Genomic DNA, 23,069 nt, shown 5'->3' with positions numbered 1-23,069 from the left:
ATGGGCCTGGCTTCTCGGGCACAGGACGAGCCCGACGCGGTCCCGGTCCGGTACGGCGGCCCTCGACTCGTCTCCCTCGCCGGGGACGGGACTCCACAGGTCGCGGACCTCGCGCTGGTCGAGATGGCGATCGCCCGTCACGAGGGCGTCATGGCGACCCGCAACACCCTGGCCGACGCCCTCGACCTGCGCCACCGCCTCCCGTCGGTGTGGACGGGGGTTCGCGAAGGCCGGTGTGAGGTGTGGGTGGTGCGCCGAGTCGCCCGGATGTCCCGCAGGCTCGACCGCGACCAGGTGAGGATCGTCGACGACGCGGTCGCCGCCGCGCTGGACGAGGCACCGTCACGGATCCTCGCCATCGCCGAGGCCAAGGTCATCGAGGCCGACCCCGCCACTCATGCCGAGCGGATCAAGGCGAACCGGGGCAAGTTGGGCGTCTGGTACTCCCAGCCCCGCCCCGGTGATCAGGTCGAGGACCCCGACAACACCGCTGGTGTCGCGTCGATCTTCGCCCGCGTCGAGCGGCTGGGCCCGCGACTGCTCGACCAGGTCCGGGACCTTCTCGCCCACCACGCCCACGTGAGCATCGCCCCCGTCGTCGATCTCCACACCGGCAGGTCGGTCAACGGCTACGAACACCCCACCGACGTCAAACACCGCACTCAACTCAGGACCGTGGGCGACGTGTTTCCCCACGCCACCGGTCTGTTCGCCAAGCACGGCCGGCCACCCGACCACGACCACACGAGGCCCTACGACACCCACGGGCCACCCGGCCAGACCGGCGACCACAACGACACCCCGTTGACCCGACACCACCACCGAGCCAAGACCCACCTCGAATACCGCGTGCTCGAACACCAAGCCCTCGTCCTCGCCGACGACTTCGCCGCCTGAGCCGGGCTGAGAGGTGCTCAGCCGGGGTCGACGACCTCGAGGGTGCCGTCGTCGCGCTGCCACAGGCTGGCGATGTGCAGTTGCCGGGTCCGGCCGACCTGGTCCCACGCGTGGTAGATCAGCCGCAGTGAACTGTGGTCGATGAACGCCGAGGCGCCACCCGGCCCGAGGCGTCCGGTCGAGCCGGTGGAGAGCAGCGGCTCCCCGCCGTTCTGGCGCACGCACGGGCCCTCCGGGCCGGCGCAGATGGCGTAGCCGGTCGCGTAGTCGGCGCGCTCCCAGGAGTTGCCGGAGTAGAAGAGGTAGGTGACGCCGCGGAACTGCACCATGCTCGGGTTCTCGATGGTGTCGCCCTCCCACGCCCGGTCGAGGGTGAGCAGCTCGCGGGTCCGGGAGCCGTCGGCGAAGCCGGTCCCGTCCGCGTTGAGCCGACGGATGAACAGCCCGGCCGGGCGACGGTTCACGACACCGGAGAACTTCCACAGCAGCCACGGGACCCCCTGCTCGTCGACGAACACGTCGGGGTCGATGACGCCGAGCTGCGCCTCGCCGTAGCAGATCGGCTCGCCCACCGGCCGGAACGGACCGGCGGGCGAGGGCCCACGGGTCAGGCCGATGCAGTTGTGCCGCTGCCCGCCCTGGGTGCCCGCCGGAGCGGCGTACGCCGCCGTCCAGCCGTCGCCGACCTTGTCGACGCCGGGGGCCCACAGGTCGCGCCCGCCGTCGCCGCTGCGCACCCAGCCGGCGGTCTCGATCGGGTCGACCCGCCCGCCTCCGCGGGTGGCCAGCGGGGTCCAGGTGACCAGGTCGCGTGAGGTGAGCGTCGGCAGCCGCAGGTGGGAGGTGTTGGTCGCGTAGGCGTACCAGCGGCCCTGGTGCCGGACGATGTCCGGGTCCGCGAAGACCCCGCGGTACGCCGCCCCCGGCTGCCACCGGGAGCTGCTGCCGGCGATCCGCACCGGCTCCGGCCGGCGCTGGGCGGGCAGCTGCTGGGCGAGCCGCTCGGCGAGCTTCGCGAGGTCCTGCATCTCGCCGGCCAGCACGTCGGCGGGCAGCGTCGTGGGCAGGTCGCTCGGCTCCGGGATCAGCGGCTCCTCGGCGGAGGCGCCGGCGGACGTGCCGGCGGCGTCCGGCGGCGCGGCCGCACCGGAGCCGCAGGCGGCCGCGGCCAGCGCGACGACGACCAGCACGGCCGTGACCGCGACGCTCCTGCTGCGCATCCCGCCTCCTCCCGGGCCGCCACGATAGAGGCCCGCCACGATAGAGGACGGGGGAGCGGCGGTCTCAGGGTCGGCCGAAGCGGATCGTCCGGGTCTGCGGCAGATGGCCGGGCGCGGACACGGTCACCCGCACCGCTACCACCGAGCCACGGAAGGTCTTGCGCACCTTCAGCGCGCGACCGGTGGCGCCGCGCACGACCCGCTTGCCGGCGTACCACTGGTAGTCGACGCGGACGCCGAGCGCGGCGGCGTCCGGGGACAGCGCCGGTCGCGAGACCCGGACCCGCGTCGCCACCTCGGCCTTCCGTCTCGGCGGCTTCCGGGCCGGCCACGCCCGCACGGTGCCGGGCGGCAGCGCGGCGGGTGTCACGGCGTCCGTCGCCGCGGAGCGGGCCGTGCCCGGGCCGGTGAACCACGGATTGCTCGCCCCGGCGTCGGCGGGACGGCTCGCGGTGACCTCGACCGCGAACCGGCGGCCGACGTCGCCCGCCCCGAGCGGGTAGGTGGCCGCGGTCGCGCCCGGGATGGGCGCCCCGTCGCGCAGCCACTGGTAGCCGTAGGAGTACGTCGCCACGGTCGGTCGCCACAGCCCCGGCGAGGCCGTCAGCGCCCGGCCCACTGACGGTGTCCCCGTCACGACCGGCGCGACCGCGCCGAACGGCGTGGTGTTGACGACGACCACCGGTGCCGACTCGACCGGAGCGCCCGTCCAGGCGTGGAAGCCGTCGGGCACCGCGCGCACCGACAGCTCCACCTCCCAGCCGTCGTCGAGACCGTCCAGGACCAGCTCGGGCCCGGTCAGGCCGTCGATCACCACGCCGTTGCGCAACCACTGGAGGACCGTTCCGACCCCGGCGTCGCCCCACACGACGTCGGAGTGTGCGCTCAGGGTCCGGCCCCACTCGGGGGCGCCGGTGATCGTGACGCCGCCGCTGACATGGGTGGTCGCGGTCTTGAGGGTGCGGGTCCCCAGATCGGTGTCGGCGTTGGCCGCCAGCGGGAGCACGGTGAGACCGACCGCCCCGGAGCCGAAGGGCACGCCGCCCGCGCCCGTCGTCGCGCCGGTGAGCCCGGAGTCGGCGAAGGAGAAGACGTAGTCACTGCCGCCCGGCGCGACGAACCGCAGCGCGAGCCGGAGACCGTTGGGCAGCGTCGGGAGGTCGAAGCCGAAGGAGCCGCTGGTGGTCAGCGTCCGGGTGGGGACGCTGTCGAGGCGGTACCAGTCGCCCGGGATGTTCCACGCGCCGTCGCTGGCTCCCCACAGCTCGACCTGGACGCCCGCCACGCTGCGCCCCGGAGCCGCGACCGCCCGACCGCTGTAGTGGTGGGCCGGGAACTCGGTCAGCAGGGGCGTGGTCCCCAGCGCGGTGGCGACGCCGTCGGTGATCGTGACCGTCCCCGCCCCGCTGAGCGTGCCGGCGTTGCACGTGCCGGTGGCGACGCCGGGGGAGGTCCACCACCGGTCCCGGCCGTAGCTGCACGGGTTCATGTCCGACCAGTAGGTGCCGAAGGCGAGGTGGTAGGTGCCCGCGGCCAGCCCGGTGATCTCGAACGTGCCGTCCGGCTGGACCCAGGTCCCGTTCCCCGGTGAGATGCCGGTCGGGGCGGCCGTCGTGGTCGCGAACACCTGCACGGCCCGCACGTCGTACCCGGCGGGCACGGTCACCGCACCGGTGATGGTCCCCGCCACGACCGCCCGGGCCGGGACGGCCATGGGGACGGACAGCGCCGGCACGGCCACGGCGGTCAGCAGCAGGGCAAGCAGGCTCAGCAGTACTCGTCGCACCGGGTCATCGTCGGGCTCCCGGTCGCGCGCCCGCGTCAGGGTGCGACCCTGACATTCTCGCCCTCGGCCCCTGCGCCCCTAGACTCGGCTGCGCCATGAACCAGCCTGTAGCGCGCCCAGCCGAGACCTTCGCCGAGGCCGAGGACGCCCTCCTGTCCCGGTGGCCCGAGACCCGGCTGGAGCCCTCGCTCGATCGGATCCGCGCCTTCGTCGAGCTGCTCGGCGACCCCCAGCGCGCCTACCGCTCGATACACCTCACCGGCACCAACGGCAAGACGTCGACCTCGCGGATGATCGACGCGCTGCTGCGTGGCCTCGACCTGCGCACGGGGCGGTTCACCAGCCCGCACGTCGAGAGGATGAGCGAGCGGATCAGCGTCGACGGGGAGCCGCTGGACGACGAGGCGTTCGTCCGGGCGTTCAACGACGTGGCGCCGTACATGCACCTGGTCGACGCCGCCGAGGCCCACCCGCTGAGCTTCTTCGAGGCCGTGGTCGCGATGGCGTACGCCGCGTTCGCCGACGCCCCGGTCGACGTGGCGGTCGTCGAGGTCGGGATGGGCGGGTCCTGGGACGCCACCAACGTCATCGACGCCGATGTCGCCGTCGTGACCCCGATCGCCGTCGACCACACCCAGTACCTCGGCGGCACCGCCGTCGAGATCGCCCGCGAGAAGGCCGGGATCATCAAGCCCGGCTCGGTCGCCGTGCTCGCCCAGCAGAGCGCCGACGTCGCCACCGTCCTCCTCGAGCGGATCGCCGAGGTCGGCGCCACGGCCGCCCGCGAGGGCCTCGAGTTCGGCGTCGTCGCGCGGGCCCCCGCCGTCGGCGGCCAGGTCGTGACGCTCCAGGGCCTCCGCGGCCGGTACGACGACCTCTTCCTGCCGCTCTACGGCGCCCACCAGGCGCAGAACGCCGCGACCGCCCTCGCCGCCGTCGAGGCGTTCATCGGGGGGGAGGAGCCGCTCGGCGACGACATCGTCCGCGGCGCCTTCGCCGAGATCACCTCACCGGGTCGGCTGGAGGTCGTCCGGCGCAGCCCCACGATCGTGCTCGACGCGGCCCACAACCCGCACGGCGCGGAGGCGACCGCGGCCGCGCTGGAGGACTCCTTCCAGTTCGACCCGCTGATCGGCGTGATCGGCTTGATGGGCGACAAGGACGCCGAGGGCCTGCTCGCCGCCTTCGAACCACTGCTGGCGCACGTCGTGATCACGCAGAACTCCGCCGAGCGCGCGATGCGGGCCGAGCGGCTCGCCGTCGTGGCCCGCGAGGTGTTCGGCGAGGACCGGGTCACGGTGGTGCCCCTGCTCGGCGACGCCATCGACGCCGCGGCCGCGATCGCCGAGGCCGAGGGCAGCGACGCGCTCAGCTCCGGCGCCGTGCTGGTCACGGGCTCGGTCGTCACCGTCGGCGAGGCTCGCACGCTGCTGGGAGGCCGCAAGTGAGCGACGAGTCCCGGAGCCCGGACGCACCGGTCGACCCGGAGCGGGAGAAGTCGCCGCGCCGGGGGATGTGCGCCGCGGTGCTCACCCTCGAGGCGATCGCGGTCGGCCTGTCCACCCCGGTGATGATCGGCATCTCCGACATCCGGCCGGCCGTCGCGCTGCCGCTCGGCCTGGGGCTGGCCGTGCTGTGCGTGCTGGTCGCGGGGATGCTGCGCCGCGAGTCGGCGTACGTCCTCGGCCACGTGCTGCAGGTCGGCGCCGTGGCCCTCGGGTTCCTCGCCCCGCTCATGTTCGTGGTCGGTGGCGTCTTCGCCCTGCTGTGGGGCACCGCCTACGGCCTCGGGCGCAAGATCGAGAACGAGCGGGCGGCCGCCTTCGCCACCTACGACCAGCACCAGGGATCCGAAGGTTCGTGACCGCCTCGGGGCACTGGGTAGAGTGACCGCGTGCCAGTGATCATCGACAAGCTCCTCCGCATCGGAGAGGGCAAGATCCTCCGCCAGCTCGAGGGCATCGCGAAGGCCGTCAACGCCATCGAAGACGACTTCAAGGCGATGTCCGACGACGAGTTGCGGGGCATGACGGACGAGTTCCGCAAGCGCCTCTCGGACGGTGAGGATCTCGACGACCTCATGCCCGAGGCGTTCGCGACGGTCCGGGAGGCCGCGCGCCGGGTGATCGGGCAGCGCCACTTCGACGTCCAGGTCATGGGCGGCGCCGCGCTGCACATGGGCAACATCGCCGAGATGAAGACCGGTGAGGGCAAGACCCTCGTCTCGACGCTGCCGGCGTACCTCAACGCGCTCGAAGGCAAGGGCGTCCACGTCGTCACGGTCAACGACTACCTGGCCAAGTTCCAGTCCGAGATGATGGGCCGGATCCACCACTTCCTGGGCCTCTCGGTCGGCGTCATCCTGCCGAGCATGCGCCCCGACGAGCGGCGCAAGGCCTACGCCTGCGACATCACCTACGGCACCAACAACGAGCTCGGCTTCGACTACCTGCGCGACAACATGGCCTCCTCGCTCGAGGAGTGCGTCCAGCGCAGCCACCACTTCGCCATCGTCGACGAGGTCGACTCGATCCTCATCGACGAGGCACGGACCCCGCTGATCATCAGCGGTCCGACCCAGGACGAGGTCAAGTGGTACGGCGAGTTCGCCAAGATCGCGCAGAAGCTCACCAAGGACGTCGACTACGAGGTCGACGAGAAGAAGCGCACCATCTCCGTCCTCGAGGACGGCATCACCCGGGTCGAGGACCACCTCGGCATCGAGAACCTCTACGAGTCGGCCAACACCCCGCTCATCTCCTTCCTGCACAACTCCATCAAGGCCAAGGAGCTGTTCCGCAACGACAAGGAGTACGTCGTCATGGAGGGCGAGGTGCTCATCGTCGACGAGCACACCGGCCGCATGCTGGCGGGGCGCCGCTACAACGACGGCCTGCACCAGGCCATCGAGGCCAAGGAGGGCGTGAAGGTCCGCGAGGAGTACCAGACCCTCGCCACCGTCACCCTGCAGAACTACTTCCGTCTCTACGAGAAGCTCTCCGGCATGACGGGTACGGCCCTCACCGAGGCCTCCGAGTTCGACAAGATCTACAAGCTCGGCGTGGTCCCGATCCCGACCAACAAGCCGATGCTGCGCAAGGACCAGCCGGACCTCGTCTACCGCACCGAGGAGGCGAAGTACGACGCCGTGGTCGACGACATCGTCGAGCGCCACGAGAAGGGCCAGCCGGTCCTCGTCGGCACCGTGTCGGTCGAGAAGTCCGAGTACCTCCACCAGCACCTCACCAAGCGGGGCGTCGCACACTCGGTCCTCAACGCGAAGGTCCACGCCGAGGAGGCCAAGATCGTCGCGATGGCCGGCCACAAGGGCGCGGTCACCGTCGCGACCAACATGGCCGGTCGTGGCACCGACATCATGCTCGGCGGCTCCGTCGAGTTCCTCGCCGACGCCGAGCTGCGCAAGCAGGGCCTCGAGCCCACGGGGGACACGGCCGACGAGTACGAGGCCGCCTGGCCGGCGATGATCGAGAGGTTCAAGGACGAGGTCGCCAAGGAGCACGACGAGGTCAGGGACCTCGGCGGCCTCTACGTCATCGGCACCGAGCGCCACGAGTCGCGCCGCATCGACAACCAGCTCCGCGGTCGTTCCGGCCGTCAGGGCGACCCCGGCGAGAGCCGCTTCTACCTCTCCCTGCAGGACGAGCTCATGCGGCTCTTCAAGTCCGACTGGGTCGACCGGGTCCTGCTGATGCTCAAGATCCCGGACGACGTCCCGATCGAGAACAAGCGGGTCACCAACGCGATCGCCAACGCCCAGGGCCAGGTCGAGTCGCAGAACTTCGAGTCCCGCAAGAACGTCCTCAAGTACGACGACGTGATGGACCGCCAGCGCAAGGTCATCTACGGCGAGCGCCGCGAGGTCCTCGAGGGAGTCGACCTGGAGGCGCAGGTTCGAGAGTTCATCGACGACGTCGTCACCGGCTTCGTCAACGGCTCGCTCGACGAGTTCGCCGAGCAGTGGGACCTCGACCAGCTCTGGACCGACCTCAAGCAGTTCTGGCCGGTCTCGCTCGCCTGGGAGGACCTGGCCGAGGAGGCCGGCGGCCAGGCGGCCATCGAGAAGGCGGACCTGATCGAGAAGCTCAAGCAGGACGCCCACGCGGCGTACGACCGTCGCGAGGAGGAGGTGGGCGAGGAGGTCGCGCGCGAGCTCGAGCGCCGCGTGCTCCTCTCCGTGCTCGACCGCAAGTGGCGCGAGCACCTCTACGAGATGGACTACCTCCGCGAGGGCATCTACCTGCGGGCGTACTCGCAGCGCGACCCGCTGGTCGAGTACCAGCGCGAGGGCTTCGACATGTTCGCCGCCATGATGGACGGCATCAAGGAGGAGACCGTCGGGTTCCTCTTCAACCTGGAGGTCCAGGTCGAGGACGACGAGGACGACGAGTTCCACTACCACGCCGACGGCACCCGGCACGCCGGTCCGATGCACGAGGGCGCGTTCGCCGAGCCCCCGGTCGGCATCGGGGCCGGTGCGGGCGGTCAGGTCGACCTGGCGTCGATCTCCTCCGAGCTCAAGGCCCCCAAGGTCACCGCCAAGGGCCTCGACGCCCCGAAGCAGCCGCAGAACCTGACCTACTCCGCGCCCGACGAGACCGGGCACGAGGAGGTCCGGGGCAGCGGCACGGCCTCGAACGCCGACGACGAGTTCGGCGACGTCGGTCGCAACGCGCTGTGTCCCTGCGGCTCCGGCAAGAAGTACAAGCGCTGCCACGGTGCCCCCGGTGGGGCCAGCGGCTACACGACCCGCGTCAGCGGCTGACCCGGCGCATCTGAACGTCTGAGAGACATCGACCCGGCGCGTTCGGACGCGCCGGGTCGATGTCGGGTCGGCTAGGAGAAGTCGAGCGCGGTACAGACCCAGCGCTGGTCGCGGCGCTCGAACCGGGCCGCGACGGCGCGGGACCGCTCCCCGTGCCGCACGTGCACCCCGCACTCCACGACGGCGTCGCTGAGGAAGCAGGCGTGCACGCTCTGCACCCGCGGCCGGACGGGCTGCACGCGCGCGAGGCCCGGCTGGTGACCGCCGGCGCGGGCGACGAGGAGGGCGCGACGGTGGAGATCGGCGTACACGTCGCGGGTGGTCCAGCGGACCAGCTGGGAGACGGGCCGGTCGCCGCCGACGATCTCGACGGCCGCCTGGACGAACCGGTGTGTCCACTCCTCGATGGCGTGACGTAGCCGCTGGTCGATGGGCACGACGACCGCGCCGGGCCGCGACGGTGGCCGCCGCGGCGGGCGGCCGGCCGGGCGGGGTGGGGACTGACGGGGGAGGAGGGCGATGGCGAGCGTTCCCTGGGTGGGGCTGACCGGGACGGGCAGCCGGAGGCCGACCAGCTCGTGCGGGACTGCGGGCATGGATCCTCCTGGATGGGCGGGTCAGGCGGGCGGCAGCCGGAGCGACTGTCCGGGCCGGATGAGGTCGTGGTCGGGGCCGATGACGGCGGCATTGAGCGCCCGCACCCGCAGCCAGTACGACGCCACGTCGGTCTGCGACGCGCCAGGGCCGAGTCGGTGGGCGGCGATGGTCCACAGCGAGTCGCCGGGCCGGACCACGACGACCGCCGGACCCGCGGGGCCCGGCCCCGGCCCGGAACCGGCGGATCGTCGTCCGACGGGCCGGTCGGGCAGTGGCAGCCCGTCGAGCATGTCGGCTCCGGGTGCCTCGGGGGCGGCGGGGGCGGCGGGTGGCGCGGGACTGGCGGGCGCCTCGGCCGCAGCGGGGCTGGTGCCGGCCAGGACGGCCACGCCACAGGCGGCGAGGAGCAGGCGGCGCAGTGGACCGACGCCTCGCCGCGGCGGCGTACCGCCGGTGCGCAGCACGCTCCCCACGACGTCGGTCGCGGCGACCCAGAGCGCAGCGCCGGCGACCAGGGCGGCGGCCGAGCAGGCCTGGACGAGCGCGTCGGCGAAGGTGGGGCCCGGGGCGGTGGTCAGCGCCCGGACCGGCGGCAGGGTGAGCGCGCCGAGGCCGGCCAGAGCGGCGGTGGCGGTGAGCCAGAGCAGGGTGGCGCGGACGCGCACCCGGCCGGCAGCGACGAGTTCCATCCCGAGAACCTTTGCGTTTGCTTCCGTTTGATTCAGGATGAATTTGTTCGCGGCCATTGTCAATCATTCGTTTCCGGCCTGTGGATGACGCCGTGCGAGGGTGGGCCCATGGGCTGGGAGGACGAGCTGTTCGCACTCTTCGACGACCTCGAGGGCCGGGCCGGTGCCCTCTTCGCCGCGGAGCGCGACCTCGAGGTGGCCGACCGCAGCCGGGCCGAGTACCAGCAGGTCGGGCTGGCCGGCCGGCTGATGGCGACCGTCGGCGGTGAGGTGACGCTCGGGGTGCTCGGCATCGGCAGCGTGACCGGGACCCTCCAGCGGGTCGCCGACGGGTGGCTCCTGCTCGCGTCCGGCGATCACGACTGGGTGGTCGCCCTCGCGGCGCTCACCACCGTCGAGGGCGCGTCCCCGCGCTCGGTGCCCGCCGTCGCCTGGTCGCCGTTCACCCGCCTCGGCCTGGCCTCCGCACTGCGCCGGATCGCCGAGGCCGGGGAGCCGTGCCTGCTCCACCTGCGCGACGGCGGCCTGCACAACGGCGTCGTGCGGCGGGTGGGCGCCGACTTCTGTGAGCTGGTGGTGGGAGAGGGGCGGCGTACCGTGCTGGTCGCGTTCAGCGCCCTCGCCGCGGCGCGGTCACGCGCCTGATTGCACCCGTCGATTGGGCAGAGACTGCACGCTCCGGGCCGGGAATTGTGCGGTTTGGTCCCAAACCGCACGACCTACTGACGAGTCATTCCGCCCAGGATCACGTCGCATCGAGGTCGTACGGCGGCCGCTCGCCCGGCTCCAGCGGCCGCACCAGCTCCGAGTCGTCCTCGCCGGCGTTGCGGATCGTGTCCTCGAGCCCGTCGAGCTCGGCCATCGCCTCGGCGATGTGCTTGCGGACGATGGCGCGCGGGTCGAGGTCGGTGAGCTCGAGGTCGGCGTACTCCGGCCCCAGCTCCGAGCGGAGCTCGTCTCGCGCGTTGTTCGCGAACGACCGTAGGTCGCGGACCAGCCGGCCGGCCTGGCGGGCCAGGTCGGGCAGCTTGTCGGGGCCGAAGACGAGCACGGCCAGGAAGGCGATGACCGCGAGCTCGCCGAAACCGATACCGAACACCGGCCAGCCCCTTCCTCCGTGCCTCGCGAAAGCGTGCGGGTCAGAACTTACTGGTCGGGGTGAGTCCGAGCTGCATGCCGGCCAGTCCGCGGCCCCGGCCGTCGAGACGGTCCGCGATCGCCTGGAGCGTCATGGCCGCCGGCGCGGTCGGGTCGGCCTCGACGATCGGCTTGCCGACGTCGCCGCCCTCGCGCAGCGCGACGTCGAGCGGGATCCGGCCGAGCACGGGGACGTCGTAGCCGAAGCGCTCGGACAACGTCGCGGCCACCCGGTCGCCGCCCCCGGTGCCGAAGATCTCGAGCTGGTGGTCCTTGCCCTCGGCGGCGCAGTGGGGGCAGGGCAGGTAGCTCATGTTCTCGACGACGCCCACCACGCGCTGGTGCATCATCGAGGCCATCGTGCCGGCCCGCTCGGCGACCTCGGCCGCGGCCTCCTGCGGCGTCGTCACCACGACGACCTCGGCGCCCGGCAGGTGCTGGCCCAGGGAGATGGCCACGTCGCCCGTGCCCGGGGGCAGGTCGAGGAGGAGCACGTCGAGGTCGCCCCAGTAGACGTCCGCGAGCATCTGGACGAGCGCCCGGTCGAGCATCGGTCCGCGCCAGGCGACGACCTGGTCGCGGCGCGGCTTGAGCATGCCGATCGAGATCACCGAGACGCCCGACGGGGTCGGCACGGGCATGATCAGGTCGTCGACCTGGGTCGGCCGCGAGTCCGCGACACCGAGCATCGCGGGGACCGAGTGGCCGTAGATGTCGGCGTCGACGAGGCCGACCTTGCGCCCGGCCTTCGCCAGCGCGAGAGCCAGGTTGACCGTCACCGACGACTTGCCGACGCCGCCCTTGCCCGACGCGATCGCGAACACCTTGGTGAGCGAGCCGGGCTGCGCGAACGGGATCTCCCGCTGCGCCTGGCCGCCCCGCAGGGTCTCGTGCAGGCCCGAGCGCTGCTCGGCGCTCATCACCCCGAGCTGGACCTCGACCCGGGTCACGCCGGGGAGGGCGGCCACGGCGGCCGTCACGTCGCTGGTGATGGTGTCCTTGAGCGGGCACCCCGCCACGGTCAGCAGCGCCCTGACCGTCACCACCGAGCCGCCGTCGCCCGCGGCGATGTCCACACCCTCGACCATGCCGAGCTCGGTGATCGGGCGCTTGATCTCGGGATCGTTGACCTTGCTGAGCGCGGTCATGACCTGCTCGACGGACGGGGACTGCGTCGCACTGCTCACAACGTCTGAGTCTACGGAGCGCCCGGTGCATCCTCGTCGGCGCCGTCCCCGTGAGACGGCGCACGCTCCTCGAGCTCGGACAGCAGGTTGCGCAGCTCCGAGCGCAGGAAGTCGCGGGTGGTGACCTCGCCGACCGCCATCCGCAGCGAGGCGACCTCGCGGGCGAGGAACTCCATGTCGGCGTGCGCCCGGGCGTCGGCCTGACGGTCCTGCTCGGCGATCACCCGGTCGCGGGCCTCCTGACGGTTCTGCGCGAGCAGGATCAGCGGGGCGGCGTACGACGCCTGCAGGCTCAGCATCAGGGTCAGGAAGATGAACGGGTAGTTGTCGAAGCGGAGGTCGTCGGGGACCAGCAGGTTCCAGCCGATCCAGAACAGCACGAACGCCGTCATGTAGATCAGGAACGTCGCGGTGCCCATGAAGCGGGCGAACTGCTCGGCGAACACGCCGAAGGTGTCGGCGTTGTACGACGGACGCCGCACCAGCCGCCGCCGCTCCTCCCGCGGGGCGTCCAGCCGCTCCCGGGTGCGGCGGGTGTCGCTCATGACGCGCCCGTCCCGCGCTCGCGGGCGCGCTCGCGCCAGTTGGCCGGGAGCATGTGGTCGAGCAGGTCGTCGACGGTGACCGCGCCGAGCAGGCGCCGGTCCTCGTCGACGACGGGCGCCGCCACCAGGTTGTACGTCGCGAGGTGGGCCGCGACCTCGTCGATGGCCGCCTCGGGGCGCAACCACTCCATCGAGTCGTCGAGGGCGCCGGCCACGAGCGTCGAGGGCGGCTCGCGGAGCAGCCGCTGGATGTGGGCGACGCCGAGCAGCTTGCCGGTGGGCGTCTCCAGCGGCGGCCGGCAGACGTAGACCAGCGCGGCCAGGGCGGGGGTGAGCTCGGGGTTGCGGACGTGGGCGAGCGCGTCGGCGATGGTCGCGTCCGGGCCGAGGATGACGGGCTCGGGCGTCATCATCGCGCCGGCGGTGTTCTCGACGTAGCTGAGCAGCCGGCGCACGTCCTCGGCCTCGTCGGGCTCCATCAGGTCGAGCAGGATCTCGGCGGTCTCCGGCGGCAGGTCGCGAACGAGGTCGGCCGCGTCGTCGGGCGACATCTCCTCGAGCACGTCGGCCGCCCGCTCGGAGTCGAGGCCCTTGAGGATCTCGACCTGGTCGTCCTCGGGCAGCTCCTCGAGGACGTCGGCGAGCCGCTCGTCGTCGAGGGCCAGCGCGACGGCGGTGCGCCGCTCCGGCGGCAGGTCGTGCAGGATGCTCGCCGCGTCGGCGGGGCGCATCTCGTTGAGGGCGGCGACCAGGTGGGTGGCGCCCTGCCGGTCGTCGCTGCGGGTCAGGCCGACCACGTCGCGCCACTCCACGATGTGGGTCTGCCCGCGCCGGCGGAAGCCCTTGGACGGCTCGCGCACGGCGACCCGGCTCAGCACCCAGTCCCGGGTCCGGGCGGGCTCCATCGCGACGTCGTACACGGTGCCGCCGATGCCGCTGTCGCGGATGGTCACGGTGCGATCGAGCATCTGCCCGATCACGAGCGTCTCGGTGGAGCGCTGCTCGAAGCGGCGCATGTTGAGCAGGCCGGTGGTGTAGACGTGGCCGCTGTCGATATTGGTCACCCGGGTCATGGGGACGAAGATCCGGCGCCGGCCGAACACCTCGGCCACCATCCCGAGCACGCGCGGCTGGGTCCCCTCGGTGCGCATCGTGACGACCAGGTCGCGGACCTTCCCGACCTGGTCGCCCTGGGGGTCGAAGATCGGGAGCCCGACCAGCCTGGCCGCGAACACGCGGGAGGGGGTGGTGCTCACGGGACGCAACGCTACCGGTCGCGGACGGTGCGCAGCGGCTGCCACCCGTGGGCGGGAGCTACTTCATGAACGTGCGCGGGCACGTCGCGCCGGCGCAGTCGCGGCTCTCGAGCCACAGCGTCCGCAGCTCCTTGCGCGCCCCCTTGTAGCGGGGGTCGCGGTACAGGTTGTAGAGCTGGTAGGGATCGTTCTTGGTGTAGTACATCTCCCCGCGGCCCTTGCGCCCGCGGACGTAGGTCCACGGGCCGACGATGACGCCGGTGTAGAGCGGCTCGAGGCCGCCCTTGACCGGCCAGCCCGCGACCGGGACGACTCGCCGGGTGGCGTCGCTGTCGAGCCAGGGCAGCACGTCGACGCCGTCCGCGTCGCGGTCGAGCGTGGCGCCGGCCAGCGCGGCGAAGGTCGGGGCCCAGTCGGCGTTGGTGACCGGCGCCTGGGTGGTGGTGCCGGCGGGCAGGCCCGGGCCGCGGACGTACATGGGGATGCCGATGCTGTCGCGGAAGTACCAGAGCTTGCCGTTGAGGTTGTGCTCGCCGGTCATGAACCCGTTGTCGGAGGTGACCACGACATAGGTGTTGTCGAGCTGTCCGGTCTCCTTCAGCGTGTCGATGGTCCGCGCGATCGCGCGGTCGACGGCCTGGAGCGCCTCGACCCGCTGCTGGCGCTCCTCGCGCAGGCCGGCCCGGCGCTCCTCCGAGCTCTTCTGCCGTGCGGCCCGGATCAGGGCCTTGTCGCTGGGATCCTCCTCGAACATCTCGGGCGTGGTGTCGAGCTCGAGGTCCTCGAAGGTGTTGCGGTCCCGCTTCTCCGGCACCGTCGTCGAGATCCCCTCGGGATCGTCGTCCTCGATCGGGCTGCCGTGGTGGGGTGCGACGTAGTTGACCCAGAGGTACCACGGGTCGTCGCCGTCGGCCTGCTTCTCGATCAGGCTGTTCGACTGGTCGCTGAGCAGGGTCGTCGAGTACTGGTCGTACTCCTTGATCGTGCCGTCCACGAGCAGCTGCGGATGCTCGAAGTCGTAGGTCGCGAAGTCGACGGTCGGGCGCCACACGGTCCAGCCCGGCGGCTCGTGGTCGACCTCGTGACGGGTGTAGCCGTTGAGGTACTTGCCGACCATCATCGTGTCGTAGCCGGCCTTCTGCAGGCTGCCCGGCAGGGTGTCCTCGTCGTCGAACGCCTTGTAGCTGCCGCCCTCGCCGGCGACCGTGACCGTGCCGTGGTTGTGGGCGTACTGGCCGGTGAGCAGGGAGGCGCGGGCCGGGACGCAGATCGGCGTGGGTGCGAGCCCGTTGGCGATCGTCACGCCCTGGTCGGCCACGACCTCCTGCAGGTGGGGCATGAACTGCATGTCCTTGAGTGCCGCGTCGTCCATGGTGATCATCAGCAGGTTCGGCTGCTCGGGCGAGGTCACCGGGGCGGGCGTGGCGTCGGGGCCGAGGACCGTGTCGGCCTTGGTCGGCGCGGCGACCTCCGCCTGCTCGCCCGGGGGCTGGTACTTCACCGCGGGGGGACGCTCGCCGGATCCGTCACCCCCGCCACCTCCGCCGGAGCAGGCGGCGAGCACGCTGGCGCTCAGGACGGCGGCGGTGGCCAGACGGAGGCGGCCGGGGCGACTCACGCGTCGATCTCCTTGCTGACGGGGGTGTCGATCGGAATGTCGAGGGGGGCGTCGGCAGCACAGCGGAAGCCGAGGTTCGAGGCGGAGGAGTCCGGCGGTGCCGCCGAGCGGGCGGCGACCCGGTAGCGGTTGCAGTACGAGTCGTGGCACAGGAACGACCCCCCGCGCATGACGCGGACCGTACCAGAGGCCGGTCCCCTCGGATCGCGCCGTGTGCGGGCGTCGTAGGCCGCCGGATCGAACCAGTCGGAGCACCATTCCCACACGTTGCCGACCATCTGGTGCAGGCCGTAGCCGTTGGGGGAGTACGCCGTGGCGGGGGCTGTCGTCGTCCAGCCGTCGTCGGCGGTGTTGGTGGCGGGGAAGCTGCCCTGGAAGATGTTGCACTGCCAGGTGTCGCCGGCCATCAGGTCGTCGCCCCAGGGATAGCGCCGGCCGACGAGGCCGCCGCGGGCGGCGTACTCCCACTCGGCCTCGGTGGGCAGCCGGCTCCCGGCCCACCGGGCGAAGGCGAGGGCGTCGTCGTAGGAGACGTGGACCACCGGATGCTCGGCCCGGTCGTCGAGGTCGGAGCGGGGGCCCTCGGGGTGCCGCCAGTCGGCGCCACGCACACCGACCCACCACGGCGTCGCGGGGGAGCGGCCGAGGACGTCGGCGACCGCGGCCGCGACGTCCGTGTGGAAGACGGCCGAGTAGCCCTCGGTCTCCGCCGTGGTCCGGTGCCCCGTCGCGTCGACGAAGGCGGCGAACGCCCGGTTGGTCACCGTGGTCGTGCCGAGCCGGAAGGCGGACACCTCGACCTCGTGCACCGGAGCCTCGCCGTCCCCCGCGTAGCCGTCGCCGAAGTGGTCGCCGAGGACGGCGTGCCCGGCCGGGATCGCCGCCATCGCCGTCGGGTCGACGCCGCGCGGTCCCGACGCCGGCGCGCCCCCCGCGGTACCCGCGGCGGCGTCGTCGGCCGCCCCCGCGGAGGAGCCGGGGCCGGCAGGGACGCAACAGGGACGCTGATCGGACATCGCCGACCAGTCTGCCCCAGCATGCGATGCGGCCCGGCGAGGCGGGGTCGTCGTTTACCATTCGGGACGTGGAGGAGCAGGATGAGCAGGAGGAGCGCCCGGGTGGGCGCGCGGGCAGACGACAGGGCCCTGCCGTCTCCTCCCTCGACCTGGTCGTCACGCTCGTGGCCGTGGTGGTCGTCCTGGCCGGTCTCAGCTTCGCGCTGATCTTCCCGCCCGACGCCCCGGAGCCTCCCGTCGCCCACGAGGGGCGGCGGGCTCCGGCAGCCGTGACCCCGCCGCAGGTGGCCGCCGACCCGGTCGTCCCCGAGGGTGGCGAGGTCGTGGTGCCGCCCCTGGCCATGGAGGCCGAGAGGCAGTCCGCCCAGCTCGTGTGCCAGGCGCTGATCGGCACCACGGAGCTCACGGCGCTCGCCTACAACATCAAGTCGGCCCGGGCCGGCAGCCTCGAGCGCCTGCTCGGCGTCATGCAGCGCTCCGGCGCCGAGGTCCTCCTGCTCCAGGAGGTGGACAACCGGCGGCGCAGCACGGGCAGCGTCGACCAGGCCGCCTGGTTCGCCGAGCGCCTCGGCGGGTGGAACTCCGCGTTCGGCCGCAACGTGACCTTCGGCGACGGGCTCTACGGCACCGCGGTCGTCTCGAAGTACCCGATCGTGTCCTCCGTGAACACGCCGCTGCCCAACATCGGTCGTGCCCAACCGCGCGGGCTGCTCCACGTCGTGATCGACATCGAGGGCGTCGAGGTCAGCCTCTACAGCACACACCTCGACAACACGTCGGCCAACATCCGCACCCAGCAGGCCAGCCGGATCTCCAGCATCCTGGCCGCCGACCCGCGCCCCAAGCTCCTCGGCGGCGACATGAACACGTGGCCGGGCTCCGGGCCGGAGCAGATCCTCACCTCACGGCTCAGCGACAGCTTCGTCGACGCCGGCAGCGGCAGCGGGCCGACCCACCCGGCGAGTCGACCGCGCACCCGCATCGACTACCTCCTGTACGGCGGCCCCGACCTGACAGCGACCAGCTCCGCCGTCATGTCCGAGGGCGGCTCCGACCACCTGCCGGTCCGTTCGGTCTTCACGCTCGGCGGGATCAAGACGGAGAAGTGCAGCGGCGAGCCCAAGTCCAAGTCCAAGAAATCCGACAAGGCCGGAGAGCCCGAGGAGCCGGCGCAGGAGGAGAGCGGCACGCCGCAGTGACCCGGTTTTCGCCGCGCGCAGGCGGGTATAGTGCCCGGGTCAAAGGGTCGAGAGCCGCCTGCCCCGCCAGGGAGCGCCCGTTCGGAACCCGGTCAATTCTCGGGTGGAGTGGGTAGGAGTCAGGGACGTGGCGAATGTGTGGGGGACCCGGTCGGCTGCGGGACGGACCCGGGCGGTGGCGGCGATCGCCGCGCTGCTCCTCGCGGTCGGGCTGCTGGTCGCCGGACAGGCCGGGGTGACCCGGGCCGACGCCGCACCGGTCGCCGCAGCACCCGCGACCGCGGAGGCCCCGGCGACGCCGGCGGCGAGGAACAAGCCCAACCCGGGCTTCGTCGTCAAGCCCGGCATCACGTTCAACCACCCCTTCAAGAAGAGCAAGCGGGGCGCGATCCATCGCAAGATCGTCAAGACGCTGAAGAACGTCGAGGAGGGCCAGACCGTCCGCATCATGAGCTGGAACTTCGACTCGCCGTACCTCGCGAGCAAGGTCATCGCGGCTCACAAGCGCGGCGTCTCGGTGCAGGTCATCATGGCGCGGGGCCTGGCCCGCGAGCAGGGGATGCACCGTTCCTACGGTGTCCTGCTCCGCGCGCTGAAGAAGGGCAACGCCGACCGGCCCAAGGAGCTGCGCAGCTGGATCCGCACCTGCTCGGCCACCTGTCGCGGCAAGGGCGGCGCGATGCACAACAAGATGATGCTGGTCAGCAGGTCCGGCGCCACCAACTGGATCGTGATGCAGGGCTCGGGCAACTTCACCGGCGCGGCGGCCGTCCAGCAGTTCAACGACTGGACCACGACCACCGAGAACCAGGCCCTCTACGACGGCTGGATGACGATGTGGAACCAGGCCAAGAAGGACAAGAGCTTCCCCGCCCTGCAGTTCACCGTCCCCAGCACCACCATCCCCGGCGCCAGCATCACGACCATGTTCGCCCCCCACCGCGACCAGGTCGACCCCCCGCTCCGGGTCCTCAACAAGGTGCAGTGCAACGGCGCGACCAACACGGCCAACGGCCGCACCAAGGTCCGGGTCGCCAACGCCGTGTGGGGCGACGAGCGCGGGGCACGGATCGCGCGGAAGGTCCGCGAGCTCCACTTCCAGGGCTGTGACGTCCGCGTGGTGTTCATGATGATGTCCGGCAACATCCGGAGCATCCTCGCGCCGGTCCCGGCGAAGCAGATGGTCTACATCACCGGTGAGACCGCCAACAAGTTCAAGGACCGCTACGTCCACCTCAAGGGTCTCTCCGTGGAGGGCAACCTCGACGGCAACCCCGGTGCGAGCGCGGTGCTCTCCAGCAGCGAGAACTGGACCCAGCTCGGCTGGTTCTCCGACGAGCACGACGTGATCTTCTGGGACGACGCCCCGATGGCCGCGAAGTACGCCGACTGGGTGGACATGATCTACAACACCGCGCCGCGCACGCTGGCCAACTACGTCAACTCGGCCGACCCCGACCCGGTGGTCCGGGTCAAGCCGGGCACCGAGTACCTCAGCCCGGAGGACTACCCCTTCCACGAACTCGAGGCCGAGCTCTCCTGATGGCGCTCTCCTGATGGCGCAACGGGTGGTGCTGCACGTCGGCACCATGAAGTCGGGGACCAGCTTCCTGCAGAACGTGCTCGGCGAGAACAAGGCACTGCTGGCCGAGCGGGGCGTGCTCTTCCCCGGCCGTCGGTGGCGCCGGCAGGTGCGGGCGGTCAAGGAGCTGATCGCTCACGGCGGTCCCGGTCAGCCGCCGATGCCGGCGGACGGCCCGTGGCAGCAGCTGGTCGACGAGATCCGGGCCTGGCCGGGCACGGCCGTGGTGTCCATGGAGTACCTCGCCCCCCGCGACGAGGGCCAGATCCAGCGGATCCGCAAGGCCTTCCCGCAGAGCCGGGTCGAGGCGGTGGTCACCTGCCGCGACCTCGGTCGCAACGTCCCCGCGATGTGGCTGGAGTCGGTGCAGAACGGCGGTACCACGGCGTGGCCCGACTTCGTGGCCGCTCTCGGTGACCGCAAGGACGAGAGCGCGGTGGCGAGCCGGTTCTGGCGTCACCAGGACGTTCCGACGATCGCCGCCCGCTGGGCGAAGGGCCTCCAGCGGGGAGCGGTGAGCCTGGTCACGGTGCCGCCTCCGGGAGCCCCGGACGACCTGCTGTGGCGCCGGTTCGCCGAGGTGCTGGGCATCAGCGCGGAGGGCACCCGGCTCGACGTCCGCAGCAACCCGAGCATCGACCTGCCGAGCGCGCTGCTGCTGCTCGAGCTGAACCGGCACCTCCGCCCGGACGGCCGCGGCGAGCTGCCGCCGTTCTACGACCGACAGGTCAAGCACCAGCTGGCCAAGCGGGGACTGTCACTGCGTGCCGGCGGCGGCCAGCGGCTGGGGTACGACGACCCGTGGGCCCGCGCCCAGGGCGAGGAGCAGGTCACCCGCCTCCGCAAGGGCAGGCACCGCGTCGTCGGCGACCTCGACGAGCTCCGTCCACGCCCGGTGCCGGGCCTCCAGCCCGCCGACCTGCCCACCGAGGACGTGCTCGCGGCCGCGATCGACGCCCTGGGCATCGCCCTGGACCGGTGGGCGCGGGTCCGGGCCGGGCAGGACGAGGGGGACCAGGAATGAAGTGGCGGGGACGCCGCGAGACCGGGACCGAGCCCGGACCGGCCGGCACCACCCGGTCGTCGGGGGACGGACTGCCCCGGGTCGCGGCCATCACGATGAGCCGCGACAGTGGCCCGGTGCTGCGGCACTGGGTCGAGCACTACCAGCGTCAGCTGGGTGCCGAGGACGTCTTCGTCATCGACGACCACAGCGTCGACGGCTCGACCGAGGAACTGCCCTGCACGGTGCTGCGCCTGCCCTACCTCGACAAGTACTCCTTCGAGCCGTCCCGGATGGGCATCCTCAGCGGCCTGGCGAAGTCCCTCCTCTTCGCCTACGACGCCGTCCTGCTCGCCGACGCCGACGAGTTCGTCGTCGCCGACCCGGCGCAGCACGCCTCCCTGCGACACTTCGCCGCCGCTCGCGCGGGCACGGATGTCGCCGGGGTCCTCGGCTACAACGTCATCCACCGGGTCGGTGCCGAGCCGGCCCTCGACTTCGACGCGCCGTCGCTGCTGCGGCAGCGGGAGTTCGCCCGGTTCACACCTCTCATGTGCAAGCCGGCCCTCAAGTGGGTCGACGCCGACTGGGCGCACGCCTCGCACGGCATCCGGCACCCGTTCGCGCCGGACCCCGAGCTGTTCATGTTCCACCTCAAGTTCGCCGACCTCGGCCAGCTCGAGCTGCTCGCCGAGCACCGTCACCGGGCGGCGGTCGTCGAGGGCCGGGCGGTGAAGTCCAGCTGGAGCCGGCCGACCGACGAGATCGTCGAGGCGCTGCGGACCGCCGCGGCGCACGTCGAGCAGGCCGAGGCGCAGGGTGAGCTGGGCCGGTTCCGGCCCGGCCCGAAGAAGATCGCGTCGATCGTGGAGAACGAGGGCGACCTGTGGCGTGCGACGGGCGCCGGCCAGCACCTCGCGCTCGTCCGGCCGCCCTATGTCCGGATCCCCGACGAGCTCCGCGACCTGTTCTGACAGGCTGGCCTCCATGAGCAACGAGCCGGTCCTGGCGGTCACGACCGCCGACGAGGAGGGCCTCCTCCTCTCAGGGGTCCTCGAGGACCGTGCGCTCGACGTCCTCTTCGACGACCGGCGGATCTGGTCCTTCTGGTCCCTGCGCGACACCGATGAGGCCGCCCCCGACCGTCCCGGCGAGCGCCGGATCGCGTGGCCCGAGCGGATGCTCCGCTTCCTCGACGGCCCCACCCGGCTCGCTGTCCGCGATCACGTCGCGGGCACCGTCCTGCACGACGAGCAGACGTCCTTCGGCGCCGGTGAGGAGCGGATCGCGTTCGTCAACAAGCAGGGCCTGCCGATCGCGCTCGACAAGTCCGGTCGCTTCCACCCGGAGTTCTCGGTCCGCAGCGGCGACCAGCTCGAGCCGCTGCTCGAGGCGATGCACCTGGTGATCTCCGTCCTCGAGGACGAGGGGATCGCCGCGTTCCCGGCGTACGGCACCCTGCTGGGCGCGGTCCGGGAGCAGGACTTCCTCGGCCACGACTCCGACGCCGACCTCGGCTACGTCTCCCGGCACGCGTCGCCGGTCGACGTGGTGCGCGAGTCGTTCCGGCTGCAGCGGGCGCTGGCCGCGCGGGGGATGGCGACCTTCCGCTACAGCGGTGGCGCGTTCCGGATCGACGTGGAGGAGAGCGACGGCTCGGTGCGCGGGCTGGACCTCTTCGGCGGCTTCTTCGCCGGCGACGGGAGGCTCTACCTGATGGGCGAGGTGGGGGTGGACTTCCGCGAGGAGTGGATCAACCCGATGTCCACGGTCACGTTGGCGGGTCACGAGTTCCCGGCGCCCGCCGAGCCGGAACGGCTCCTCGAGGCGATGTACGGCCCGCACTGGCGGGTGCCGGACCCGGCCTTCAAGTTCGAGACCTCGGCCGCGACCAAGGCCCGGCTCGACAACTGGTTCCGCGGCCTCTCGCCGTACCGCCGCGACTGGCAGACGAACCGGGACCACCGCAAGGGCCCGGTGGACGCACCCGCATCCGATCTCGCCCGTCAGGTCGCGGCGTCGGCCGCGCCGGGCACGCACGTCCTCGACGTCGGCGCCGGGCGGGGGAGCGACGCGCTGCACCTCGCTCGGGCGGGCTTCCGCACGACGGCCTACGACTACGTGCCGCAGACCCTGCGCAAGGCCGAGCGGCGGGCCGGCCGTGAGGGTGCACCCCTCGACGTACGGACGATCAGCCTCACCCAGCTCCGTTCGGTCCTCGCCGAGGGCGCCCGGGTCGCGCGCCAGGAGGGGCCCCGCGCCGTGCTGGCGCGCCACGTGCTCGACGCGACGACCGAGCGCGGTCGCGAGGGCGTGCTGCGGTTCGCTGCGATGGCGCTGCGCGGCGGGGGCCGGCTGCACGCCGAGTTCGCGACGGGCGAGGGGGAGACCGACGAGGGTTTGTATCCTGTTCCACTCGACGGGGTCCTCGCGTCGATCGGGCGGTTCGGCGGATCGGTCGTGTCGGCCGATGTCGAGCCCGGCGCCGACGGCCGAGCCGGCCGGGCCGTCGTGATCGCCCAGTGGTGAGTCCGGTGAGTGCAGTGGTGAAGGA

General features: G+C 72.2%; 20 protein-coding genes. 10 read left to right on the top strand and 10 right to left on the bottom strand.

The genetic code is table 11. From position 1 onward, the window contains the following. Positions 1 to 897: a hypothetical protein gene (locus KVF89_RS05975; RefSeq protein ID WP_257424245.1), complete on the top strand. Its 897-nt coding sequence runs from the start codon at positions 1 to 3 to the stop codon at positions 895 to 897. Positions 898 to 914: 17 nt separating this feature from the next. Here the strand turns inward: KVF89_RS05975 and KVF89_RS05970 are convergent, their stop codons facing one another. Then, entirely contained in the window at positions 915 to 2,117 is a 1,203-nt protein-coding gene (locus tag KVF89_RS05970; RefSeq protein ID WP_257424244.1) for a glycoside hydrolase family 43 protein, read from the bottom strand. Positions 2,118 to 2,181: 64 nt separating this feature from the next. Continuing rightward, positions 2,182 to 3,903 (bottom strand): hypothetical protein, encoded by a 1,722-nt coding sequence (locus KVF89_RS05965; protein WP_257424242.1) that lies wholly within the window; start codon positions 3,901 to 3,903, stop codon positions 2,182 to 2,184. 95 nt (positions 3,904 to 3,998) lie between these two features. On the opposite strand from KVF89_RS05965, the gene folC reads away from it, so the two are divergent. Genes folC through secA form a run of 3 tightly spaced genes read left to right on the top strand, consistent with a single transcriptional unit; the run spans position 3,999 to position 8,686 of the window. Then, positions 3,999 to 5,351, top strand: a complete 1,353-nt coding sequence (gene folC, locus KVF89_RS05960) for a bifunctional tetrahydrofolate synthase/dihydrofolate synthase (RefSeq protein ID WP_257424240.1) — start codon at positions 3,999 to 4,001, stop codon at positions 5,349 to 5,351. Continuing rightward, positions 5,348 to 5,767, top strand: a complete 420-nt coding sequence (locus KVF89_RS05955; RefSeq protein ID WP_257424238.1) for a DUF4233 domain-containing protein — start codon at positions 5,348 to 5,350, stop codon at positions 5,765 to 5,767. The genes folC and KVF89_RS05955 overlap by 4 nt, the downstream gene beginning before the upstream one ends. A 30-nt stretch (positions 5,768 to 5,797) precedes the next feature. Then, on the top strand, positions 5,798 to 8,686 hold the full coding sequence (gene secA / locus KVF89_RS05950; RefSeq protein WP_257424236.1) for a preprotein translocase subunit SecA: 2,889 nt from the start codon (positions 5,798 to 5,800) through the stop codon (positions 8,684 to 8,686). A gap of 71 nt (positions 8,687 to 8,757) precedes the next feature. Here the strand turns inward: secA and KVF89_RS05945 are convergent, their stop codons facing one another. Together KVF89_RS05945 and KVF89_RS05940 are read right to left on the bottom strand one after the other, a co-directional pair. Beyond that, positions 8,758 to 9,282, bottom strand: coding sequence for an Rv3235 family protein (locus KVF89_RS05945; RefSeq protein ID WP_257424234.1), 525 nt, complete (start codon positions 9,280 to 9,282; stop codon positions 8,758 to 8,760). Positions 9,283 to 9,303: 21 nt separating this feature from the next. Then, the gene (locus tag KVF89_RS05940; RefSeq protein ID WP_257424233.1) at positions 9,304 to 9,972 is read right to left on the bottom strand and encodes a LysM peptidoglycan-binding domain-containing protein; all 669 of its coding nucleotides are present in this window, start codon (positions 9,970 to 9,972) and stop codon (positions 9,304 to 9,306) included. Positions 9,973 to 10,080: 108 nt separating this feature from the next. Here KVF89_RS05940 and KVF89_RS05935 point away from each other — a divergent pair, with 108 nt between their 5' ends. Further along, positions 10,081 to 10,617, top strand: a complete 537-nt coding sequence (locus KVF89_RS05935) for a hypothetical protein (protein ID WP_257424231.1) — start codon at positions 10,081 to 10,083, stop codon at positions 10,615 to 10,617. Between the two features lie 100 nt (positions 10,618 to 10,717). Here the strand turns inward: KVF89_RS05935 and KVF89_RS05930 are convergent, their stop codons facing one another. Genes KVF89_RS05930 through KVF89_RS05905 form a run of 6 tightly spaced genes read right to left on the bottom strand, consistent with a single transcriptional unit; the run spans position 10,718 to position 16,731 of the window. Beyond that, positions 10,718 to 11,071 (bottom strand): sec-independent translocase, encoded by a 354-nt coding sequence (locus tag KVF89_RS05930; protein ID WP_257424229.1) that lies wholly within the window; start codon positions 11,069 to 11,071, stop codon positions 10,718 to 10,720. 40 nt (positions 11,072 to 11,111) lie between these two features. Beyond that, the gene (locus KVF89_RS05925; protein WP_257424487.1) at positions 11,112 to 12,257 is read right to left on the bottom strand and encodes an Mrp/NBP35 family ATP-binding protein; all 1,146 of its coding nucleotides are present in this window, start codon (positions 12,255 to 12,257) and stop codon (positions 11,112 to 11,114) included. A gap of 50 nt (positions 12,258 to 12,307) precedes the next feature. Continuing rightward, on the bottom strand, positions 12,308 to 12,841 hold the full coding sequence (locus KVF89_RS05920) for a DUF1003 domain-containing protein (protein ID WP_257424227.1): 534 nt from the start codon (positions 12,839 to 12,841) through the stop codon (positions 12,308 to 12,310). Then, positions 12,838 to 14,097, bottom strand: coding sequence for a magnesium transporter MgtE N-terminal domain-containing protein (locus tag KVF89_RS05915; RefSeq protein WP_257424226.1), 1,260 nt, complete (start codon positions 14,095 to 14,097; stop codon positions 12,838 to 12,840). The genes KVF89_RS05920 and KVF89_RS05915 overlap by 4 nt, the downstream gene beginning before the upstream one ends. Positions 14,098 to 14,155: 58 nt before the next feature. Continuing rightward, the gene (locus KVF89_RS05910; RefSeq protein ID WP_257424224.1) at positions 14,156 to 15,715 is read right to left on the bottom strand and encodes a sulfatase family protein; all 1,560 of its coding nucleotides are present in this window, start codon (positions 15,713 to 15,715) and stop codon (positions 14,156 to 14,158) included. Then, the gene (locus KVF89_RS05905) at positions 15,712 to 16,731 is read right to left on the bottom strand and encodes a formylglycine-generating enzyme family protein (protein ID WP_257424222.1); all 1,020 of its coding nucleotides are present in this window, start codon (positions 16,729 to 16,731) and stop codon (positions 15,712 to 15,714) included. Before KVF89_RS05905 ends, KVF89_RS05910 begins: the two co-directional genes overlap by 4 nt. A gap of 68 nt (positions 16,732 to 16,799) precedes the next feature. On the opposite strand from KVF89_RS05905, the gene KVF89_RS05900 reads away from it, so the two are divergent. The 5 genes from KVF89_RS05900 (at position 16,800) to KVF89_RS05880 (ending at position 23,044) form a co-directional block, all read left to right on the top strand. Then, positions 16,800 to 17,930 (top strand): endonuclease/exonuclease/phosphatase family protein, encoded by a 1,131-nt coding sequence (locus tag KVF89_RS05900; protein WP_257424221.1) that lies wholly within the window; start codon positions 16,800 to 16,802, stop codon positions 17,928 to 17,930. Between the two features lie 127 nt (positions 17,931 to 18,057). After that, positions 18,058 to 19,473, top strand: coding sequence for a phospholipase D-like domain-containing protein (locus KVF89_RS05895; RefSeq protein ID WP_257424211.1), 1,416 nt, complete (start codon positions 18,058 to 18,060; stop codon positions 19,471 to 19,473). A 13-nt stretch (positions 19,474 to 19,486) separates the two neighbouring features. Then, positions 19,487 to 20,536: a hypothetical protein gene (locus KVF89_RS05890; protein ID WP_257424209.1), complete on the top strand. Its 1,050-nt coding sequence runs from the start codon at positions 19,487 to 19,489 to the stop codon at positions 20,534 to 20,536. Continuing rightward, the gene (locus tag KVF89_RS05885) at positions 20,533 to 21,489 is read left to right on the top strand and encodes a glycosyltransferase family 2 protein (protein ID WP_257424207.1); all 957 of its coding nucleotides are present in this window, start codon (positions 20,533 to 20,535) and stop codon (positions 21,487 to 21,489) included. The genes KVF89_RS05890 and KVF89_RS05885 overlap by 4 nt, the downstream gene beginning before the upstream one ends. Positions 21,490 to 21,502: 13 nt before the next feature. Beyond that, positions 21,503 to 23,044, top strand: a complete 1,542-nt coding sequence (locus tag KVF89_RS05880; protein WP_257424205.1) for a class I SAM-dependent methyltransferase — start codon at positions 21,503 to 21,505, stop codon at positions 23,042 to 23,044. The last annotated feature ends 25 nt before the right edge of the window (positions 23,045 to 23,069 follow it).

This window comes from Nocardioides carbamazepini (assembly GCF_024614185.1).
Classification (GTDB): domain Bacteria; phylum Actinomycetota; class Actinomycetes; order Propionibacteriales; family Nocardioidaceae; genus Nocardioides; species Nocardioides carbamazepini.
The sequence above is the reverse complement of the archived record's forward strand: the minus strand, read 5'-3'. Positions and strand labels throughout refer to the sequence as shown.

Coding starts and splice junctions, on each gene's coding strand:
- folC (WP_257424240.1), top strand. CDS start 3,999: ATGAACCAGCCTGTAGCGCGCCCAGCCGAGACCTTCGCCGAGGCCGAG.
- KVF89_RS05970 (WP_257424244.1), bottom strand. CDS start 2,117: ATGCGCAGCAGGAGCGTCGCGGTCACGGCCGTGCTGGTCGTCGTCGCG.
- KVF89_RS05920 (WP_257424227.1), bottom strand. CDS start 12,841: ATGAGCGACACCCGCCGCACCCGGGAGCGGCTGGACGCCCCGCGGGAG.
- KVF89_RS05935 (WP_257424231.1), top strand. CDS start 10,081: ATGGGCTGGGAGGACGAGCTGTTCGCACTCTTCGACGACCTCGAGGGC.
- KVF89_RS05925 (WP_257424487.1), bottom strand. CDS start 12,257: ATGACCGCGCTCAGCAAGGTCAACGATCCCGAGATCAAGCGCCCGATC.
- KVF89_RS05885 (WP_257424207.1), top strand. CDS start 20,533: ATGAAGTGGCGGGGACGCCGCGAGACCGGGACCGAGCCCGGACCGGCC.
- KVF89_RS05880 (WP_257424205.1), top strand. CDS start 21,503: ATGAGCAACGAGCCGGTCCTGGCGGTCACGACCGCCGACGAGGAGGGC.
- KVF89_RS05940 (WP_257424233.1), bottom strand. CDS start 9,972: ATGGAACTCGTCGCTGCCGGCCGGGTGCGCGTCCGCGCCACCCTGCTC.
- KVF89_RS05905 (WP_257424222.1), bottom strand. CDS start 16,731: ATGTCCGATCAGCGTCCCTGTTGCGTCCCTGCCGGCCCCGGCTCCTCC.
- KVF89_RS05945 (WP_257424234.1), bottom strand. CDS start 9,282: ATGCCCGCAGTCCCGCACGAGCTGGTCGGCCTCCGGCTGCCCGTCCCG.
- KVF89_RS05890 (WP_257424209.1), top strand. CDS start 19,487: ATGGCGCAACGGGTGGTGCTGCACGTCGGCACCATGAAGTCGGGGACC.
- KVF89_RS05975 (WP_257424245.1), top strand. CDS start 1: ATGGGCCTGGCTTCTCGGGCACAGGACGAGCCCGACGCGGTCCCGGTC.